21 protein-coding genes, 1 tRNA gene and 1 other RNA gene are annotated in these 18011 nt (G+C 61.6%); 15 read left to right on the top strand and 8 right to left on the bottom strand.

Annotated elements, in window-relative coordinates; all coding sequences use genetic code 11:
- From KI613_RS02645 to KI613_RS02615, 7 genes are all read left to right on the top strand, one after another.
- The gene (locus KI613_RS02645; RefSeq protein WP_226403673.1) at positions 1–921 is read left to right on the top strand and encodes an HpcH/HpaI aldolase/citrate lyase family protein; all 921 of its coding nucleotides are present in this window, start codon (positions 1–3) and stop codon (positions 919–921) included.
- A complete protein-coding gene (gene citF, locus KI613_RS02640) occupies positions 908–2446 on the top strand; it encodes a citrate lyase subunit alpha (protein WP_226403672.1) in 1539 nt (512 codons plus the stop codon). The genes KI613_RS02645 and citF overlap by 14 nt, the downstream gene beginning before the upstream one ends.
- Complete coding sequence (citX, locus tag KI613_RS02635; RefSeq protein ID WP_226403671.1) at positions 2421–2924, top strand: citrate lyase holo-[acyl-carrier protein] synthase; 504 nt, start codon at positions 2421–2423, stop codon at positions 2922–2924. The genes citF and citX overlap by 26 nt, the downstream gene beginning before the upstream one ends.
- Complete coding sequence (locus KI613_RS02630) at positions 2896–3765, top strand: triphosphoribosyl-dephospho-CoA synthase (RefSeq protein ID WP_226403670.1); 870 nt, start codon at positions 2896–2898, stop codon at positions 3763–3765. The genes citX and KI613_RS02630 overlap by 29 nt, the downstream gene beginning before the upstream one ends.
- 326 nt (positions 3766–4091) lie before the next feature.
- The gene (tpx, locus tag KI613_RS02625) at positions 4092–4592 is read left to right on the top strand and encodes a thiol peroxidase (protein WP_226403669.1); all 501 of its coding nucleotides are present in this window, start codon (positions 4092–4094) and stop codon (positions 4590–4592) included.
- Positions 4593–4601: 9 nt separating this feature from the next.
- Complete coding sequence (locus KI613_RS02620; RefSeq protein ID WP_226403668.1) at positions 4602–4880, top strand: cupin domain-containing protein; 279 nt, start codon at positions 4602–4604, stop codon at positions 4878–4880.
- Positions 4881–5090: 210 nt separating this feature from the next.
- Entirely contained in the window at positions 5091–5858 is a 768-nt protein-coding gene (locus tag KI613_RS02615) for an MgtC/SapB family protein (protein WP_226403667.1), read from the top strand.
- Positions 5859–5861: 3 nt separating this feature from the next.
- Here the strand turns inward: KI613_RS02615 and tsaD are convergent, their stop codons facing one another.
- Positions 5862–6884, bottom strand: coding sequence for a tRNA (adenosine(37)-N6)-threonylcarbamoyltransferase complex transferase subunit TsaD (gene tsaD, locus KI613_RS02610; RefSeq protein ID WP_226403666.1), 1023 nt, complete (start codon positions 6882–6884; stop codon positions 5862–5864).
- A gap of 138 nt (positions 6885–7022) precedes the next feature.
- On the opposite strand from tsaD, the gene rpsU reads away from it, so the two are divergent.
- The 6 genes from rpsU (at position 7023) to KI613_RS02580 (ending at position 11993) form a co-directional block, all read left to right on the top strand.
- Positions 7023–7235, top strand: coding sequence for a 30S ribosomal protein S21 (gene rpsU, locus KI613_RS02605; protein ID WP_117607760.1), 213 nt, complete (start codon positions 7023–7025; stop codon positions 7233–7235).
- Between the two features lie 73 nt (positions 7236–7308).
- Positions 7309–7755, top strand: coding sequence for a GatB/YqeY domain-containing protein (locus KI613_RS02600; RefSeq protein ID WP_226403665.1), 447 nt, complete (start codon positions 7309–7311; stop codon positions 7753–7755).
- A 9-nt stretch (positions 7756–7764) separates the two neighbouring features.
- Positions 7765–9501, top strand: coding sequence for a DNA primase (dnaG, locus tag KI613_RS02595; RefSeq protein WP_226403664.1), 1737 nt, complete (start codon positions 7765–7767; stop codon positions 9499–9501).
- 46 nt (positions 9502–9547) lie between these two features.
- Complete coding sequence (gene rpoD / locus KI613_RS02590; RefSeq protein ID WP_404826972.1) at positions 9548–11524, top strand: RNA polymerase sigma factor RpoD; 1977 nt, start codon at positions 9548–9550, stop codon at positions 11522–11524.
- 7 nt (positions 11525–11531) lie between these two features.
- A tRNA-Ile gene (locus KI613_RS02585) sits at positions 11532–11608 on the top strand.
- A 133-nt stretch (positions 11609–11741) separates the two neighbouring features.
- Positions 11742–11993, top strand: coding sequence for a transcriptional regulator (locus KI613_RS02580; protein ID WP_226403662.1), 252 nt, complete (start codon positions 11742–11744; stop codon positions 11991–11993).
- 37 nt (positions 11994–12030) lie between these two features.
- On the opposite strand, the gene arfB is transcribed toward KI613_RS02580, so the two are convergent.
- From arfB to KI613_RS02555, 5 genes are read right to left on the bottom strand one after another with little or no spacing between them, the layout of a single operon-like run.
- Positions 12031–12432 (bottom strand): alternative ribosome rescue aminoacyl-tRNA hydrolase ArfB, encoded by a 402-nt coding sequence (arfB, locus tag KI613_RS02575; protein WP_226403661.1) that lies wholly within the window; start codon positions 12430–12432, stop codon positions 12031–12033.
- Positions 12429–13241 (bottom strand): anti-sigma factor family protein, encoded by an 813-nt coding sequence (locus tag KI613_RS02570; RefSeq protein WP_226403660.1) that lies wholly within the window; start codon positions 13239–13241, stop codon positions 12429–12431. Before KI613_RS02570 ends, arfB begins: the two co-directional genes overlap by 4 nt.
- A complete protein-coding gene (locus tag KI613_RS02565; RefSeq protein WP_226403659.1) occupies positions 13238–13738 on the bottom strand; it encodes an RNA polymerase sigma factor in 501 nt (166 codons plus the stop codon). The genes KI613_RS02570 and KI613_RS02565 overlap by 4 nt, the downstream gene beginning before the upstream one ends.
- Positions 13739–13747: 9 nt before the next feature.
- Positions 13748–14134 carry a COG4315 family predicted lipoprotein gene (locus tag KI613_RS02560; protein ID WP_226403658.1) on the bottom strand — a complete coding sequence of 129 codons (387 nt, stop codon included), beginning with the start codon at positions 14132–14134 and terminating at the stop codon, positions 13748–13750.
- 56 nt (positions 14135–14190) lie between these two features.
- Positions 14191–15357: a methyltransferase gene (locus KI613_RS02555; RefSeq protein WP_404826971.1), complete on the bottom strand. Its 1167-nt coding sequence runs from the start codon at positions 15355–15357 to the stop codon at positions 14191–14193.
- A gap of 298 nt (positions 15358–15655) precedes the next feature.
- Between KI613_RS02555 and KI613_RS02550 the strand changes: the two genes are divergently transcribed.
- The gene (locus KI613_RS02550; protein ID WP_226403656.1) at positions 15656–16324 is read left to right on the top strand and encodes a nuclear transport factor 2 family protein; all 669 of its coding nucleotides are present in this window, start codon (positions 15656–15658) and stop codon (positions 16322–16324) included.
- A 16-nt stretch (positions 16325–16340) separates the two neighbouring features.
- Here the strand turns inward: KI613_RS02550 and rnpB are convergent.
- Positions 16341–16747: RNase P RNA component class A (gene rnpB / locus KI613_RS02545), an RNA gene on the bottom strand.
- Between the two features lie 201 nt (positions 16748–16948).
- Here rnpB and KI613_RS02540 point away from each other — a divergent pair.
- A complete protein-coding gene (locus KI613_RS02540; RefSeq protein WP_226403655.1) occupies positions 16949–17506 on the top strand; it encodes an ankyrin repeat domain-containing protein in 558 nt (185 codons plus the stop codon).
- A gap of 34 nt (positions 17507–17540) precedes the next feature.
- Here the strand turns inward: KI613_RS02540 and KI613_RS02535 are convergent, their stop codons facing one another.
- Positions 17541–18002: an Lrp/AsnC family transcriptional regulator gene (locus tag KI613_RS02535; RefSeq protein WP_226403654.1), complete on the bottom strand. Its 462-nt coding sequence runs from the start codon at positions 18000–18002 to the stop codon at positions 17541–17543.
- Positions 18003–18011: the final 9 nt, after the last annotated feature.

Raw genomic sequence — 18011 nt, 5'->3', positions numbered from 1 at the left:
ATGACCGGTTATCAATTGCGCCGCTCGCTGCTTTACGTGCCGGGCAACATGCCGTCGATGCTGCAGAACATTCCGCTTTTCGAATGCGATGCGGTGTTGATCGACCTCGAAGATGCCGTGCCGCTCAACGAAAAGGACGCGGCACGCGTTCTCGTCCGCTGCTTCCTCGATCAATACAAGGTGCGCAACAAGGAAATCCTGGTCCGCATCAACGGCCTCGATACCAAGTGGGCGCTCGACGACCTGAAAACGGTGCTGCCCGGCATGCCCGACGGCATCCGGCTGCCCAAGGCCGATTCGCCGGAAATCGTCGAACGCCTGGATACGCTGCTCACCGAATTCGAAGAGGAGCTTGGGCTCGACATCGGCCATTTCCGCATCCTGCCCTCGATCGAGACGGCGCTCGGCGTCATCAATGCGACCAGCACGGCCAAGGCCTCGACGCGCCTGATCGGGCTGGCTTTCGGCGCCGAGGATTACACGGCAACCATGGAAATCGAACGCACGAAGAGCGGCGAGGAATTGTTCAACGCCCGCATGCGCGTTTTGTGGGCGGCGAAGGCGGCCGGCATCCAGGCCATCGATACGATTTTCGCCGACGTCAACGACATGGACTCGCTGCGCCGCGAAACCGAACTGATCAAGCGCCTCGGCTTTACCGGCAAATGCATGGTCAATCCACGGCAATGCGATGTCATCCACGACGTCTTCGCGCCGAAAGCGGAAGAAGTCGAACACGCGCTGCAAATCATCGACGCCATCAAGCGCGCCCGCGAGATGGGCACCGGCGTCATTTCCCTGAAGGGCAAGATGATCGACGCGCCCATCGTCATCCGCGCCGCGCGCGTCTTGCGCACCGCCCAGGCGCACGGCTTGGTCGATATCGAAATCAGCGAGGAGGACATTTATGGCACTGAATAGCCTGGGCCGGGATATCCCGGACACCTTTGCCGGCAAAAAGCTGACCCCCTACCGCGACCCGTGGTCGCTGCAGCCGCACGCCGAGCGTTCGACGCGGGCCATACGGCGCCTGACCCACAACGGCAGCAAGCTGGTCGGCGGCCTGCGCGAGGCAGTCATCGCCGCCGGCCTCAAGGACGGAATGACCATTTCGACCCATCACAGCCTGCGCAACGGCGATTCGCTGTTGAACGACCTGGTCCGGGAAATCGACGCGCTGGGCATCCGCGACATCAAGATCGCTTCCAGTTCGATCCACGTCGTCCATGCCGAACTGATTCCCTACATCCGCAAGGGCGTGATCACCGGGCTGGAGTGCGGCGTCAACGGCCCGATCGGCGAGCTGATCTCGAAAGGCGAGCTGGACTGCCCGATCGTCGTCCGCTCGCACGGCGGCCGCGCCCGCGCCCTGATCTGCGGCGAAGTGCCGGTCGACGTCGCCTTCCTGGCGGCGCCCTGTTGCGACGAATACGGCAACTTCAACGGCTACTACGGCCCCTCGGCCTGCGGCAGCCTGGGCTATGCCCAGGTGGACGCCCAGCACGCCCACAAGGTGGTCGCCGTGACCGACAACCTGGTGCCCTTCCCGGCCGTGCCGATCGGCATTCCGCAAACGGTGGTCGATTTCGTGGCCTGCGTACCCAGCCTGGGCGACCCGAAAAAAATCGTGTCCTCGACCACCCGCATCACCACCGACCCGATCGGCCTGCAGATCGCCAAGTACGCGGCCATGGTGATCCGCGCCTCGGGCTACGTGAAGGATGGTTTCTCCTTCCAGACCGGCACCGGCGGCATCTCGCTGGCCGTCGCCGAGCACGTCCGCGACATGATGCGCAAGGACAAGGTCAAGGGCAGCTTCGGCTGCGGCGGGATCACCGGCTATTTCGTGGACATGCTGGAGGAAGGCTTGTTCGAAGCGCTGTTCGATGTCCAGTGCTTCGACCTCAAGGCAGTCGAATCGATCGGCCGCAACCGCAAGCATCAGGAAATGACCGCCGGCACCTATGCCAACCCGTTCAACTGCGGTTCCGTCGTCGACCGCCTCGATTGCGCGATTCTGAGCGCCACCGAAATCGACGTCGATTTCAACGTCAACGTCAATACCGAGTCGATGGGCTACCTGCTGCACAACACCGGCGGCCATTGCGATGTGGCGGCCGGGGCCAAGCTTTCGATCGTCGTCGCCCCGTCGATCCGCGGCCGCCTGCCCATCGTCCGCGATGCGGTGACGACGATCACCACGCCGGGCGAGACGGTCGGCGTCGTCGTCACCGAGCGCGGCATCGCGGTCAATGACCGGCTGCCCGAACTGAAGGCGGAACTAATCCGCATGCGCGCCCCGGTCAAGGACATCCGCCAGTTGCGCGACGAGGTCTACGCCATCACCGGCGTGCCGAGGCCGATCGAGTTCGAAGACAAAGTCGTCGGCCTGATCGAATACCGTGATGGCTCGATCATCGATGTCGTCCGCCAGGTTCGCCGGTAAGTTGTTGGCCGCCCGCGAGGCGCGCCAGGAGCTGCTGTCCCGCGCGCTGAGTGCGGGGCGGCCGGCGACGCTGTTCGTCTCCCTCAACCTGCCCGGCCCCGACAAGTCGCCGCCCGGGGCGACCGGGCTTTTTCGCCGAGGCTGCGCGCAGATCGCCGAAACCTTCCCCGGCTCCTTCCTGCTAGCCACCGATCGCGATGCCCTGGGGCATTTTGCGCTACGCGTGGTCGACGCCGATCCACTCGCCGTCAAGCGGCTGTGCATAGCCATCGAGGAAAGCCACCCGGCCGGCCGCCTGCTCGACCTCGATGTTTACGCTTGCGAAACCGTCCAGATCGGCCGCAACACCCTTGGCCTGCCGGCCCGCCGCTGCCTGGTCTGCGACCAGCCGGCGGTCGATTGCATGCGCACCCAACGCCACGCCATCTCCGAGGTCATCACACTAGCCCATGAACTCCTCGCGTGCTGCCGAGCTTGAGCGCCTGGCCGGCGCCCTTGCCGGGGGCGCCGCGCTGGAACTCTACCTGACGCCCAAACCGGGCCTGGTCGACCTGGCCGATCGCGGCTCTCATCCCGACCTGTCGATTGTCCTGATGGAGCGATCGATCCGGATCCTGGCCGATTATCTGGATCAAATCACCCGCTCGCTGGTCGCTGGCGAGCCTTTTCTGTATCAAAAGAAAATTGGCATGCGCACCGAACAGCGTTTGCTGGAGAGTCTGGGCACCAATACCCACAAGGGCTACGTCTTTCTCAGCGGCATGTTGCTGATTGCCCGCTGGCGGGCCGCATCTGCCGATGAAAACACCGTTCGCCAGGCGCTGTCGGCGCTGGCCGACAACTTTTTCCGGGCCGGCGAAGCGGCCGCCAGCCATGGTCGACTGGCCAGGGAAAAATACCGCACCGGCGGTATCGTGCAGGAGTCTCGACGCGGCTTTCCCTCGCTGTTCGAAGAGGCTCTGCCGGCTTTTCGCGCCTCGATCAAACAAGGCGCCTGTTTCAGCCAGGCCTCCTTTGCCATGCTGGCGCGCCTGATGCAGACAGTTGACGATACGACGACCCTGCATCGCGGCGGCCCGGCCGGGCTGGCCCGCCTCAAGCGCGACGGCCGCCGGCTGGAGGAGTTGATCGCCAGTGGCGATGACTATCGGGCCTTTCTCGGCGCGACCAACCGCGCCTACATCGGCATGAATCTGACCATGGGCGGCGTCGCCGACATGCTGGCGCTCGCTTACGGATATCTCCTCGCCAGCGGCGAGATTTCCGAAAACACCCTCGATCACATGGGCGCCGGCCGAGATGCCTGGCAAGCCGGATAGATAGTCAATCCAAATTGATCACATGCAGAAAATCGATTGGGTCAATCGATTGCCGACTCCTAGACTACGTTCATCAGGTCAGCACCGATCTGAAGTCAAGCCAAGGAGAGCACCATGATTTCCCGATTCATTCAGCACTTCACCCGGGAAGAAGCGGCTTGGGATCGCTATTTTGAAATCCTCGCGGCACTTCCCGAAAATCATTGATCGGCCAGGACCAACCCGGCCGCGCCTCTGCGACAACACCGTCAGACTCATCTGATCGCTGAACCAAAGCGGAGTCCCCCCGTCAAACGGTGCCTCTGTTCTCAAAACCAAGGAAAACCATGACCCAAAGCGTAACCCTCGGCGGCAACCCAATCACTATCGCCGGCAAATTCCCCCAAAAGGGCGATAGCGCACCAGCTTTCTCGCTGGTCGCCAAAGACCTGTCCGACACCGCACTGGCCAGCTTTGCCGGCAAGCGCAAGATCCTCAACATTTTCCCGAGCATCGACACGCCGACCTGCGCCATGTCGGTCCGTCAGTTCAACGCCAAGGCCAATACGCTGCCGAACGCCGTCGTCCTGTGCATCTCGGCCGACCTGCCCTTCGCCCAGGCGCGCTTCTGCGGCGCCGAAGGTCTCGATAACGTTGTAACCCTGTCCACCCTGCGCGGCCGTGAGTTCATCGAAGCCTACGGCGTCGCCATCACGAGCGGCCCGCTGGCCGGGCTGACTGCCCGCGCCGTCGTCGTCCTCGACGAAAACAACAAGGTCATCCACAGCGAACTGGTCAGCGAAATCAAGAACGAACCCGATTACGCCGCCGCCCTGGCCGCTCTCTGAGTCCAGGCCATGCTTTCAGGCACCTTCGATCAATTCAAGGGCCAGGTCCTCGCCGAAGGATTCAACGAGGTGCTTGAACGCAGTTGGCCGGCCGACGCCGTGCTCGATTTCCATACCCATCCGTTCGCCGTCAAGGCCCGCGTCGTGCGCGGCGAAATGTGGCTGACTATCGGCGAGGAGACGCAACACCTCAGAGCGGGCGACGACTTTGCACTGGACCGCGACGTGCCGCACGCCGAACGCTACGGCAACGCCGGCGCCACCTACTGGGTGGCCCGCCGGAGCTGAACGGAGGCCGTCATGGGAAAGAAATGCTGCAAGAAGCATCCGCCGTGCAAGGACTGCCCGAAGCTCAAAAAGCATAGAAAAAAGGGGATTGCCACGGTCAACCGGAAAATTTGGCCAATTTTGAAATCGCTGCCTGACGACTGACGCCAATCCTTGCGGTAGTGGGCGATTTGGAGAACACTGAGCGCCATCGCCCTGTGGACGCCGAGCATGCACGCCCTATCCCCTGAAGTGCTGGCCAGTTACTGGTCAGCCAACGAAATTGCCACCAACCTCGTCGTCTTCATGAATCTGGTCGGCGCCCTGCTGCTCGGTTTCATCCTCGGCTACGAACGCTCCTACCACGGCCGCGCCGCCGGCATGCGAACCTACGGTCTAGTCTGCGTCGCCTCCTGCGCCTGCACGGTCATCGCCGGCTACCCCGCCTCGTGGTATGGCGGCGCGGCGCTGCTCCAGACCGGAGGCGCCGCCGTTCCCATGCCCGACCCGACACGGGTCATCCAGGGCATCGTCACCGGCGTTGGCTTCCTCGGCGCCGGCGTCATCATGAAGGAAGGCCTCAATATCAGCGGGCTGACCACGGCCGCCTCGATCTGGTCGGCATCAGTCATCGGCATCCTGGTCGGTATCGGCTTCTACGGCGCCGCCATCCTGCTCACGCTACTCTCCGCCGCTTGCATGCTCTATGTTTCCAGGCTCGAAGCCTGGCTGCCATCGCGCCACGCCATCTCGGTCAGCCTGCGTTTCTTGCCGGAGTTCATGCCGCAGGAAATCCACATCCGGAAAGCCCTGCTCGACATGGGTTACGAAGTGGCCGGCGGTTCGTTTTCCGTGGGCTATCAGGGCCGCGCCCAGGAATGGCGTTTTGTCGCGGTGGCCCTCGGCCAGAGCATCGGCAAACCGCTCGCCGAAATGCCCGTCAAGCTGATCGGGCTGGACGGCGTCGACAGCTTCAACGTCGCCCACGCCCGCAACTGAGGCTCAGCGCAGCAGCTCGCTCAACGGCCAGCGCGGCTGAATGGCAAAACTGCCCGCCGCCTTGGCCGGGGTGCCGGCCTGCAGGCGCAGACAACCGGCCAGGGCGATCATCGCGCCGTTGTCGGTGCAGAATTCCAGCTCCGGGTAAAAAACGCTGAAGCGCTTGCGCCGCGCCTCGTCGTCCAGCGTCGCCCGCAACTGCCTGTTGGCGCCGACGCCACCGGCCACCACTAGCTGCTTGAGGCCGGTCTGCTTCATCGCCTTGAGCGACTTCTTGACCAGCACCTCGACGATGGCCTCCTGAAAAGCCCGCGCCGCATCGGCCTTGAACGTATCCGTCATATCGTCCGCGTGCTCGCGGACCAGCGTCAAAACGGCCGTCTTCAGCCCGGAAAAACTGAAACTCAGATCGCCGGAATGCAGCATCGGCCGCGGCAATTCATAAACCCCCGGCGCCCCCGCCTCAGCTAGCTTCGACAGCAAGGCACCGCCCGGATAAGGCAGGCCGAGCAATTTGGCGCTCTTGTCGAAAGCCTCGCCGGCCGCATCGTCGAGGGTCTCGCCGAGCAGTTCGTACTCGCCGACGCCCGTCACCCGCATCAATTGCGTATGACCGCCGGAGACCAGCAAGGCGACAAACGGAAAGGTCGGCGGCGTAGCGGACAGCAGCGGCGACAGCAAATGCCCTTCGAGGTGATGCACCGGAATGGTCGGCTTGTCGATGGCCAGCGCCAGCGCTTCGGCAAAGGCACAACCAACGAGCAGCGCCCCGGCCAGCCCCGGACCGCGCGTGTAGGCCACGGCATCGACCTCTTCGAGCGAGCGCTTGCCCTGCGCCAGCGCGTCGCGCAAGAGCGGCACGACACGCCGGATGTGATCGCGCGAGGCCAGTTCCGGCACGACACCGCCGTACTCGGCGTGCATCGCCACCTGCGAGTGAAGGGCATGCGACAGGAGGCCGGTTGCGCTGTCGTAGAGCGCAATACCGGTTTCGTCGCAGGAGGATTCAATACCGAGAACTAGCATGGCGCCGATTTTAACACTTGGAACAACATGGTTTTCTCGCATATACTGTTGGGCTACCCGCAAAGTCTGCGGAACAAATTTTGCGCGCACTGCCGTTTACTTGACCTGGCAGGCGCCTAACGGAAGGGGGTGATTTATATGCCGAACATTCGTGTCAAGGAAAATGAGCCGTTCGAAGTTGCTATCCGCCGCTTCAAGCGCACGGTCGAAAAGACTGGTTTGCTGACCGAGCTGCGTGCCCGTGAGTTTTACGAAAAGCCCACCGCCGAACGCAAGCGTAAGGCTGCCGCTGCTGTCAAACGTCAGCACAAGCGCCTCCGTAGCCTGACCCTGCCGCCGAAACTTTTCTAATCAGAAAAATATCGCAGCACGAAAGAGCCGCCCGCCCAACAGCTGGCGGCTCTTTGCTTTAAGAAAGCCGAAAATGAGTTTGAAAGCACGCATCACCGAAGACATGAAGTCGGCCATGAAGGCCAAGGAAACGGCCAAGCTGAGCGCGATTCGTCTGCTGCTCGCCGCTCTCAAGCAAAAAGAAGTCGACGAACGCGTCGAACTCGATGACGCTGCCGTCGTTGCCATCATCGAAAAGCTGACCAAGCAGCGCAAGGACAGCGTCACTCAATACGAAGCCGCCGGCCGCCAGGAACTGGCCGACGCCGAAAAGTTTGAAATCGCCGTCCTCGCCGTCTATCTGCCGGAAAAAATGAGCCCCGAGGAAACCGCCGCAGCGGTCGCTGCGGCCGTTGCTGCAACCGGCGCCAAAGGTCCGGCCGACATGGGGAAGCTGATGGCCGTGCTGAAACCGCAACTCGCCGGCAAGGCCGACATGGCGGAAGTCTCGAAACTGGTCAAGGCGGCGCTTGCGGGTTAAGTCACAGCAATGATCCCGGACAGTTTTATCCAGGATTTGCTGGCCCGGGTCGACATCGTCGACCTGGTGGATAGCTACGTACCGCTCAAGAAGGCGGGCGCCAATTACGCCGCCTGCTGCCCCTTCCACAACGAGAAATCACCGTCCTTCACGGTCAGCCCGACCAAGCAGTTCTACCACTGCTTCGGTTGCGGCGCGCACGGCACAGCGATCAGTTTCGTCATGGAATATCAGGGACTCGGCTTCGTCGATGCCGTCAAGGATCTCGCCACACGCGCCGGCATGCAGGTGCCGGAAAGCGAAGGGCGCAATTTCAAGGACGAAAAACCCGGCCAGACGCGCACGCTGATCGAGATCATGGCGCGCGCCGCCCAGTATTACAAAGACCAGCTCAAGCAGTCGCCAAAAGCCATCGAATATTGCAAGAAACGCGGCTTGACCGGAGAAATCGCCGCCCGCTTTGGCATGGGCTACGCTCCGGACGGCTGGCAGAACCTGCAGGAAGTTTTCCCCGACTACAACGCCGACGAACTGAAGATCGCCGGACTGGTCATCGAAAACGAATCCGGTCGTCGCTACGACCGCTTCCGTGACCGCCTGATGATCCCGATCATCAATCCGAAGGGCGAAATCATCGCCTTCGGCGGACGCATCATCGACCAGGGCGAACCAAAATACCTCAACTCGCCGGAAACGCCACTCTTCGAAAAAGGCCGCGAACTGTTCGGCCTGCCACAAGCCAGGCAGGCCCTGCGCGAAACCGACACGGCCATCGTTACCGAAGGCTACATGGACGTCATCGCGCTGGCCCAGAACGGCGTCGGCAACGCCGTCGCCACGCTCGGCACGGCGACGACCGCCACCCACGTCACCAAGCTGCTGCGCCAGGTTGATCGCATCGTTTTCTGTTTCGACGGCGACAACGCCGGTCGCAAAGCAGCGTGGCGCGCCCTGGAAAACTCGCTGGAAGCGCTGGCCGACAACAAGCGCCTCGCCTTCATCTTCCTGCCCCAGGAACACGACCCCGACAGCTACATCCGCGAACTCGGCAAGGAGCAGTTCGACCGCCAGGTCACCCAGGCCATGCCGCTGTCCGATTTCCTGCTGCGCGAACTGGCCCAGCGCTGCGACCTGACCAGCTCGGAAGGCAAGGCGCAATTGATCTACGAAGCCAAGCCGCTGCTGCTCAAGCTGCCGACACCGCTGCTGCGTTTGCAACTGGTCAAGCGCCTGGCCGAAGCCAGCGGTTTTGCCCAGGGTGAAGTCGAGCGCCTGTGCGAACTCAAATCCTACACGCCGTCCGCCCCGCCCAAGGCCAAGCGCACCGCACCGTCGCTGACCCGCAACCTGCTGCGCATCGTGCTGCACAAGCCGCAACTGGCCAGCCAGCTGCCGATCGAGTTATTGCCCGACACGCCGGAACGCCCCGCCCTGATTCGCCTGCACGAATTGGTCTGCGCCAACGACGAGACCAGCAGCTACGCCGGACTGCGCGAGCAACTGCGCGGCCAGCCCGAGGAGAGCATGATCGAAAACGCCGCATCGGAACTTCTTGGCCAGCCGTTTGACGAAGATGAAGCAGACGAAGAATTCCGCGACACGCTGGATAAATTGCAGGAAGGCAGCCAGAGACGCGCTTTTGCCGAATTGCAGGCGAAAGCGCATCAATTCGGCGTGGCCGGACTCAGCGCGGCGGAAAAAATGGCTTACATACAACTGCTCAGCAAGCAAGCAAATCGCAGCTAAGTTGTGGTAAAATTTATGGTTTTCTCGAATTCTATGGATCGTGTTCATGGCTAAGGCAAAAGACCCCGTTAAGGAAGCCCCGAAGGCTCGCATCAGCAAGGCCAAGGAGAAGGCAGCCGAGAAGGCGCTGCTGCAAGGCCAGATGGCTGAAGCCCCCGAACCGCTCGACGCCGAAGCGCGCAAGACGCGCCTCAAGACGCTGATCAAGCTCGGCAAGGAGCGCGGCTACCTGACCTACGCCGAAATCAACGACCACCTGCCGGACGATGTCGTCGACGCGGAAAGTATCGAAGCGATCATTTCGACCTTCAGCGAAATGAGCATCCAGGTTTTCGACGAAGCCCCGGCGGCCGAAGACCTGCTGATGTCGGACACGGCCGCGGTCGCCGCCGACGACGAAGAAGTCGAAGCACAGGCCGAACAGGCCCTGTCCACCGTCGACTCCGAATTCGGCCGCACCACCGACCCGGTCCGCATGTACATGCGCGAAATGGGCACCGTTGAACTCCTCACCCGCGAAGGCGAAATCGAGATCGCCAAGCGCATCGAGGAAGGCCTCAAGCATATGATCCAGGCGATTTCCGCCTGCCCGACCACGATTACCGACATTCTCGACATGGCCGCCAAGGTCGAGAACGACGAGATGCGCATCGACGAGCTAGTCGATGGACTGATCGACCCGAACGCCACCGAAGAAGTCGCCGCCGCTCCCGAAATGCCCGAAGCCGATGAAGAGGAAGCGGACGACGAGGATGAAGACGGCGAAGGTGGTGCTGCCGGCGCCGCTTCCGCCTCGCTGCTGCAACTCAAGACCGATGCCCTCGAACGTTTCAAAGTCATCAAGAGCGTGCACGCCAAAATGCAGAAGCTGCTGTCGAGCAAGGGTCCGCACGACAAGGCCTACCTCAAGCTGCAGCAGGAAATTTCCGATGAACTGCTCAACATCCGCTTCACCTCGCGCTCGATCGAACGCCTGTGCGACAGCGTGCGCGGCATGGTCGAACAGATTCGTGGCTCCGAGCGCAAGATCCAGCAAATCTGCGTGGACCGCGTCAAGATGCCGCGTCCGCACTTCATCCAGACCTTCCCGGGCAAGGAAACAACGCTCGAGTGGGTGGATGCCGAAATCGCCTCCGCCCCCAAGACCTATCTGGCCATCCTGACCCGCAGCGCGCCGGACATCAAGGAAGAGCAGAAGAAGCTGATCGCTCTCCAGGATCGCATCGGCATTCCGCTCAAGGACCTCAAGGACATCAACAAACAGATGTCCACCGGCGAAGCCAAGGCCCGTCGCGCCAAGCGCGAAATGACCGAGGCCAACCTGCGCCTGGTCATCTCGATCGCCAAGAAATACACCAACCGCGGCCTGCAGTTCCTCGACCTGATCCAGGAAGGCAACATCGGCCTGATGAAGGCGGTGGACAAGTTCGAATATCGTCGCGGTTACAAGTTCTCGACCTATGCCACGTGGTGGATCCGTCAGGCCATCACCCGCTCCATCGCCGACCAGGCACGCACCATCCGTATTCCGGTCCATATGATCGAAACGATCAACAAGATGAACCGGATCAGCCGCCAGATTCTGCAGGAAACGGGTGCCGAACCTGATCCGGCGACGCTGGCCAAGAAGATGGACATGCCGGAAGACAAGATCCGCAAGATCATGAAGATTTCCAAGGAGCCGATCTCCATGGAAACCCCGATCGGCGACGACGACGACTCGCATCTTGGCGATTTCATCGAAGATCAACTGACGCTGGCGCCGGCCGATGCGGCGATGTACTCCAGCCTGCGCGGTGTCACCAAGGAAATCCTCGACACGCTGACGACGAGGGAAGCCAAGGTCCTGCGCATGCGCTTCGGTATCGAAATGAACACCGACCATACGCTGGAAGAAGTCGGCAAACAGTTCGACGTCACCCGCGAGCGTATCCGTCAAATAGAAGCCAAGGCGCTGCGCAAGCTGCGTCATCCGACCCGTTCCGACAAGCTGCGCAGCTTCCTGGACCAAAACGGCAACTAAGTTTTCCGGGCCTGTAGCTCAGTTGGTTAGAGCAGAGGACTCATAATCCTTTGGTCCACGGTTCAAGTCCGTGCAGGCCCACCAATTAGCGGTTCTGCGACCAAGCCTCCGGGCTTGGCCGCATGTTTCAGAAGTACCCGGTAGGCACTTCGACGAAAGCCCCGTTGCTGACGCGAAGTGGCAGGTTTTTTAGGCATTTTTTGTAAAGGCATTCGACATGAATACAGAATCCATCCTCACGCACCTCAAGAAGCACGGCCAATTGCTCGATGCTGATATTGCGAAAGGCACAGGCATTGCGTTGTCGGATGTTCGTACATCGATCCTCGAACTGTCCGCCCAAAAAGCCATTTCGGTATGCAGCATGACGACGTTCAAGAATGGCACGCCGACCGAAGGCATGTTCTGCCGCGTTTCCGGCTACATGCCGTCGGCCGCTCCGGGCCGCAAGCCCGGCGTCAAGACCTGAAACAAAGGGTCAGCCAGGCTGACCGAAAAGCTTCCTGCTATTCACTAACGCGGCCGCGCTGTAGTTTGACCTGGCCGCGTTTTATTTTGCTCTCGATGCGCTTGCGTTGTGAGCTTCGGCTGGGCTTGGTCGGCCGCCGCACGGCTGGCACGAAGGCCGCCGAAGCGATCAGTTCGCGCAGGCGAACCAGCCCGTCTTCGCGGTTGCGCTCAAGGCTGCGATGCTTTTGCGCCTTGATGACGACGACACCGTCACTACTGATCCGCTGATCGCGCATGGCCCGCAGCTTTTCCTTGATTTCATCGGGCAGGCTTGATGCTGCGATATCGAAGCGCAGATGCACGGCGTTCGACACCTTGTTGACGTTCTGCCCGCCCGCCCCTTGAGCGCGGATGGCGGTGAATTCAACTTCGCTTTCGTTCAAAACAAGGGCGTTCATTTTTTTGCTTCGAGTTGGTCGTAAACCGCCGTTGCCACTTTGGCCAGCTCGCCCTTGGCGGTGCTCGCCGACAGGGCGTAACCGAATTTACCATCGACCCAGTAGAAAACGTTGACCTGCCCTTCGCGGGCGAAGCGGAAGCCGGTTTCGGGCTGGGTTGCATTTTCGGTCGTCACGTACAGCGTCATGCGCTGGCCGGTGGCGTCCTGATACATGAACTGGGCGACCGGGCCGGCATTGCCGGGGAGCAGACGACCACCGACGAGTTCGTAGCCGAGGGCGCCAAGTTTGGGCGGGGTGACCGGGGTGCCAATGCGCTTGGTCAGCCACTTGACCAACGCTTCCTCCTGATCGGCCGTGACCTCGACCGGGCGGCGCGCATCGGGGCTGTAAACCACGTGGGCGACGGCGGCCTGCCGGGACAGCGGGACGACGACCTGCGCCATGTGTTCGGCGCTCTGGTACTGGCCATGCCCCAGCCAGCCGGCGACACCGCCGAGCGTGGCGACTATCACGCCGGCAGCTATCTGCTGCAGCGGCCATGATTTCAAATTTGGCCATTTTTTCCGGTTGACCGTGGAATTCACCGGTTGCACGGTCAGCGCCTGCAGGTGGTCCGGCAAAGCCTCGACCAGCACCGGATTGAACAGCGCCTTGAGCGCCTCGTTCTGAGCACGATAGGCACGAACGCGCTCGGCGTCCTCGGGATAGAGAACCAGATACGCTTCGATCTCGGCCCGCCGCGCTGCCGTCAGGGCGCCGTCGACGTAGGCGTGCAGGTCGTCTTCGGTAATATTGAGCGGGCTCATCGTACAACCCTCAGATTGGCGCCAGACTGCCGGCCTTCCATGATCTGGCGCAAGCGTTCGCGTCCGCGCGACAGGCGGGACATCACGGTGCCGATCGGAATACCCAGCGCAGCAGCGATTTCGGCATAACTCATTTCTTCCAGACCGACGAGCAACAGCACTTCACGCTGGTCGTCCGGCAATTGGCGGAGGGCTGATTCAAGGTCGATTACTTCCAGGCGGTCGCTCTGGGTTGCGCGCGTCGGCACCTCGTTGGCATCGTCGTCGAGCGAATGGGTCGGCAGGCTGCCGCGCCGCAACTGATCGACGCGCAGGTTGTGCATGATGCCGAACAGCCAGGCGCGCAGATCGCTGCCCGCCCGCCATTGGGCGAAGCGGCTCCAAGCGCGTTCAAGGGTGTCCTGCACGAGATCGTCCGCCGCCGCGCGGTCGCCCAGCATCGCCCGCGCGTATCGGCGCAGGCGGGGCAATTCGGCGATGATCGCGCGGCTGTCCACGTTGGTCGATTAAGGCTTGGCGACGTGCCAGACGTTGTTGAAACCGTCACCGGTCTTGTCGCCGGCCTTCATGTCCTTGGCCCAGAAATACAGCGGCTTGCCTTTGAAGGCCCACTGTTTTTTGCCATCGTCGCGCGTCACGATGCTGTAGTCACCGCTTGCCATGTCGCCATCCATGGCCATCAGCGGCGGCCAGTTGGTGGCACAAGGGCCGTTGCACATGCTCTTGCCGCTGCCGGCGGCATCCTTGTCGAAGGTATAGAGCGTCATGCCATTGCTGCCGGTCAGCATGCCATCCGACATCATGGCCGGCGCAGCGGCGCGCGTGCCATATCCGGAACAGGCGGCCAGCGTGGCGGAGGCGAGGAGGGCGAGAAGCAGGTTTTTCATTTTCATGATGATCTCCGTTGGTTGTGGGGGGGGGGCTACACCAAGGTATACGGAAGACGCATTCAGTTTATTCCATCGACCCGGCCGAGCCGCCACAAGGAAGTCACCTCGGCCGCCCGCGCCGCATGCAGCGGGTCGCTCGCATCCTGCGCCTTGGGATGTTGCGGCCGGGTATCGAGGCGCTCGATCACTTTCAGCCCGGCCATCTCGATCCAGCCGAGCAGCTTTTGCCGTGAGCGCAGGCCGAGATGTTCGGCGATATCCGAAATGATCAACCAGCCCTCGCCATCAACCTCCAGATGCGAGGCCAGACGACCGAGAAAACCGCGCAGCATGCGCGAATCCGGATCGTAGATCGCGTACTCGACCGGCGAGGTCGGCTGGGCCGGCAACCACGGCGGATTGCAGACAACCAGCCCGGCTCGTCCTTCCGGGAACAAATCGGTCTTGACGAGGCGGACTGCTGCGGTCAACCCCAATTTTTCGACATTTTCGGAGGCGCAAGCCAAGGCCCGCTCGTCCAGATCGGTCGCCACAACCTGCCTGACACCACGCCGAGCCAGAATCGCCGCGATGATCCCGGAGCCGGTGCCGATGTCGAATGCCAGATCACAGTTGGCCGGCAACGGCGCCTTGGCGACGAGATCGACATACTCCCCGCGAACCGGCGAAAACACGCCGTAATGCGGGTAAATGCGCCCCTCAACCGCCGGCACCGGCACACCTTTCTTGCGCCACTCATGGGCACTGACGACAGCCAGCAACTCGCGCAACGACAGCACGGAATCCTCGCCAGTCGGCGGCCCGTAAGCCTCGACGCAAGCCTGTCGGACATCCTGCGCCCGGCGCAGCGGGATGCTGTAATCCGCCCCGAGCGGCACCAGCAACAGGCCGAGCACCTGCGCCCGTCGCCCCTGGTTCCGGCGATGCTGCTCGAACGCCTCGGCCGGCGTAGCCGGCTTCTTCTGGCTACCCGACCGCGGCTGGCGGTCGGCACGGCGACTCAAGCCCTGCAACAGATGACGGGCGTTCTGCCAGTCGCCCCGCCACAGCATTGCCGTTCCTTCGCTGGCCAACTTCCAGGCAGCATCGACACTCAGGCGATCATCGACCAAGACGACCTTGTCATGCGCTGGCAAGCCAGCCTCGGAGCGCCAGCGGGCGGACCTTGCCTGATTCCCTTCAAGCCAGGCGATAACAGGAAACTTAGTGACAGTCATGGCACGCATTGTAGGACAGAAGCGCGGCACCAACCGCGAGCCGTTCCGATGTAACAGCCAATCACCGAAACTGTGAATTATTCGATAGTCGATAAAAGCACGCGGGTTAACAATGTCTGCGAATCAGCACATTCGTCGCAGTACTCACCCCCAGAGGATCAGCCCTGTGGCCATTTCGCACCCCCTCCCCGCCAGCGGCATCATCGAATCGGCTACCGCATTTTTCGGAAACAGCGAGTCGAAAAGTATTCGTTCAACGAACAATTCCAGGCACCAGCCCAATCCTGACCACAAACAGGAACGTGCCATGGCACGCCGTCTTGAGCAATTGCACGCCGCTCTGGGCGAACCGGAAGCCGCCCCCGCCAAAACAGCTGGCATCCAAAACCACCCGGCGGCGATCGATTCCGGGAAATTATTCGGAACAGGCTCACTCATCATCACTGCCATGATTTCTGCCTTGTTTGGAGCGGGGCTGATGTGGCTGAGCACACCTCACGGGCCTACTGCAGCCACCCGAGCCCCCGCCCTCCTGAGCATGCCAAGCCCTCCAGCGGCGACCCCGGCGCTTCGCGAGGCCGCCTTGCTGGCGCCTGCGATGCCGGAAATCAGCGACAAAACACGGGTTGGCGAGTTGCTGGAGGCTTGGCGCAACGCCTGGGCACAACGCGATATCGCCGGCTATCTGGCCACCTACAGCCAGCAATTTACGCCGGCCGATGGCAACTCGCGCGATGCCTGGGTTGCCGCAAGAAGCAAAAAACTCTCAGCCGGCGCCCCAATCGACATCCAGATCCGCGAACTCGGCATCGAGCGCATCAATGCCGACCAGTTCAAGGCAACCTTCCTGCAGGACTATGCCGCGGGCAGCTATCGGGAAATGGCGCGCACAAAGACCCTGCTGATCGCCCGCGAAAATGACGGATGGAAAATAACCAAGGAATGGGTGGCCGAAAACAAGCTCGCAGCCAAGTGAGCGAAACAGATCAGGATTGGAAAGCCGGCCGATAAGCCGGGTTCTGTTCCCCCCTTGCGGGGTTCGGCAATCATTCCTCTAGGCCTGCCGTTACCGACAGGCTCAAGCAACCTACCCGGAAGCAGCGCGGGCCACGCCTCAGCTTCCCTATTTGGTCTTGCTCCGGATGGGGTTTACCATGCCGTCCGCCGTTACCGTGGACGCGGTGAGCTCTTACCTCGCCGTTTCACCCTTACCTGTGCGTCTTGCGACGCCATCGGCGGTCTATTCTCTGTTGCACTTTCCGTTGCCTTGGGTCACTCGACTTTCGTCTTGCGACTTATAGCACCCAGCCGTTAACTGGCATCCCGCCCAATGGAGCCCGGACTTTCCTCCCGGCGCCGAAGTTACCTCCGGACGCCCAGCGATTGCCTGGCCGACTTTCCGAGGCGGATTATACGCGCCTGAAGACCAGCCTCACGCTGCATTGTCGACTACCTGCTGCCTGCAGGGCATTTCATCCGCCGGCAGGCAATTCGTGAAAAATTCGACATTGCATATTGGCTGGCATGGCTATCCTCCAACTACAGGCGTCAAAAATAATGCAAAATAGATAGTCGCCGGTTCATTTCGGAGAACACATTGATGTCCATGCACAGCGCACTCAGGCGAGCCATCGAAAAGGGGAACCTGCAGGCCGTCATAGCAGCCCTTGATCACGGCGCCGCTATCGAGGAAACCGACATGCACGGCGACCCCGGCCTGCCGATGCGGATCGCCTGTTTCAAGGGCCATGCCGACATCGTGCGCGAACTGATCAAGCGCGGCGCCGATATCCATGCCCCAAACGCTCAGGGTGCCGGCGGCCCCATCCGCATGGCCAGCCGGGGCCAGCACACTCATATCGTCGAGCTACTTTTGGCCCATGGCGCCGAAATTCCTGAAGACGTCCAACTGCCGAATGCCAACGCCGGGGAACGCCGCAAGCGGGGCGAACGAAGAAGGCGAGATATAGGCCCGCCCACCAACCTTAGGGAAAGACGCCAATCGCGCGAACGCCGGGTCGTCTCCGTCCGCGAAGTCGAACTGTCTGACAGACAATGGGAACGTTATTTCGCCCAAACGCAACCGACTCCGCAACCCACTCATATTCACGACGTGGCCGATACCGTATCGATGGTTTTCGAGCGAGTCCGCGACTAAGGCTGCACAATACAGAGCCTGATGGGTCCGTCGCCTAAGCGGGCAAGGTCGTACGGTCGATCACCTTGCGCAGCACAAAACTGGTGTGCACACCGGTCACGCCCTGGATACGCGTGATCTTGTTGAGCAGCAAGTCCTGATAGGCATCCATGTCCCGGACCACCACCTTGAGCTGGTAGTCCGACTGCTGGCCAGTTATCAGCAGGCACTCCAGCACCTCCGGAATATCACCAATGGCCGCCTCCAGGTTGGCAAAGCGCTCCGGCGTGTGCAGGTCCATCGAGATACCGATCAGCGCCATCAGAGACAGGCCCAGCTTCTTGGCGTCGAGCATGGCGCGATAGCCGATGATCAGGCCTGATTCCTCCAGCACGCGAACGCGACGTAGGCAGGGCGAGGGAGACAGGCCTATACGGTCGGCCAGATCCTGATTGCTGATACGCCCATCGCTTTGCAGGATGGCAAGAATTTGCCGGTCGTAGCGATCAATATCCATAATATTTTC

Origin of the sequence: Ferribacterium limneticum (genome assembly GCF_020510585.1) — a bacterium.
Taxonomy (GTDB): domain Bacteria; phylum Pseudomonadota; class Gammaproteobacteria; order Burkholderiales; family Rhodocyclaceae; genus Azonexus.
The sequence above is the reverse complement of the archived record's forward strand: the minus strand, read 5'-3'. Positions and strand labels throughout refer to the sequence as shown.

Bases quoted from the DNA above. Each gene is read 5' to 3' on its own strand.
- rpoD (WP_404826972.1), top strand. From the start codon at position 9,548: ATGGCTAAGGCAAAAGACCCCGTTAAGGAAGCCCCGAAGGCTCGCATC.
- dnaG (WP_226403664.1), top strand. From the start codon at position 7,765: ATGATCCCGGACAGTTTTATCCAGGATTTGCTGGCCCGGGTCGACATC.
- KI613_RS02535 (WP_226403654.1), bottom strand. From the start codon at position 18,002: ATGGATATTGATCGCTACGACCGGCAAATTCTTGCCATCCTGCAAAGC.
- KI613_RS02620 (WP_226403668.1), top strand. From the start codon at position 4,602: ATGCTTTCAGGCACCTTCGATCAATTCAAGGGCCAGGTCCTCGCCGAA.
- KI613_RS02560 (WP_226403658.1), bottom strand. From the start codon at position 14,134: ATGAAAATGAAAAACCTGCTTCTCGCCCTCCTCGCCTCCGCCACGCTG.
- tsaD (WP_226403666.1), bottom strand. From the start codon at position 6,884: ATGCTAGTTCTCGGTATTGAATCCTCCTGCGACGAAACCGGTATTGCG.
- KI613_RS02645 (WP_226403673.1), top strand. From the start codon at position 1: ATGACCGGTTATCAATTGCGCCGCTCGCTGCTTTACGTGCCGGGCAAC.
- arfB (WP_226403661.1), bottom strand. From the start codon at position 12,432: ATGAACGCCCTTGTTTTGAACGAAAGCGAAGTTGAATTCACCGCCATC.
- KI613_RS02580 (WP_226403662.1), top strand. From the start codon at position 11,742: ATGAATACAGAATCCATCCTCACGCACCTCAAGAAGCACGGCCAATTG.
- KI613_RS02555 (WP_404826971.1), bottom strand. From the start codon at position 15,357: ATGCGTGCCATGACTGTCACTAAGTTTCCTGTTATCGCCTGGCTTGAA.
- KI613_RS02630 (WP_226403670.1), top strand. From the start codon at position 2,896: ATGAACTCCTCGCGTGCTGCCGAGCTTGAGCGCCTGGCCGGCGCCCTT.
- KI613_RS02600 (WP_226403665.1), top strand. From the start codon at position 7,309: ATGAGTTTGAAAGCACGCATCACCGAAGACATGAAGTCGGCCATGAAG.
- tpx (WP_226403669.1), top strand. From the start codon at position 4,092: ATGACCCAAAGCGTAACCCTCGGCGGCAACCCAATCACTATCGCCGGC.
- KI613_RS02550 (WP_226403656.1), top strand. From the start codon at position 15,656: ATGGCACGCCGTCTTGAGCAATTGCACGCCGCTCTGGGCGAACCGGAA.
- KI613_RS02540 (WP_226403655.1), top strand. From the start codon at position 16,949: ATGTCCATGCACAGCGCACTCAGGCGAGCCATCGAAAAGGGGAACCTG.
- rpsU (WP_117607760.1), top strand. From the start codon at position 7,023: ATGCCGAACATTCGTGTCAAGGAAAATGAGCCGTTCGAAGTTGCTATC.
- citX (WP_226403671.1), top strand. From the start codon at position 2,421: ATGTCGTCCGCCAGGTTCGCCGGTAAGTTGTTGGCCGCCCGCGAGGCG.
- citF (WP_226403672.1), top strand. From the start codon at position 908: ATGGCACTGAATAGCCTGGGCCGGGATATCCCGGACACCTTTGCCGGC.
- KI613_RS02615 (WP_226403667.1), top strand. From the start codon at position 5,091: ATGCACGCCCTATCCCCTGAAGTGCTGGCCAGTTACTGGTCAGCCAAC.
- KI613_RS02570 (WP_226403660.1), bottom strand. From the start codon at position 13,241: ATGAGCCCGCTCAATATTACCGAAGACGACCTGCACGCCTACGTCGAC.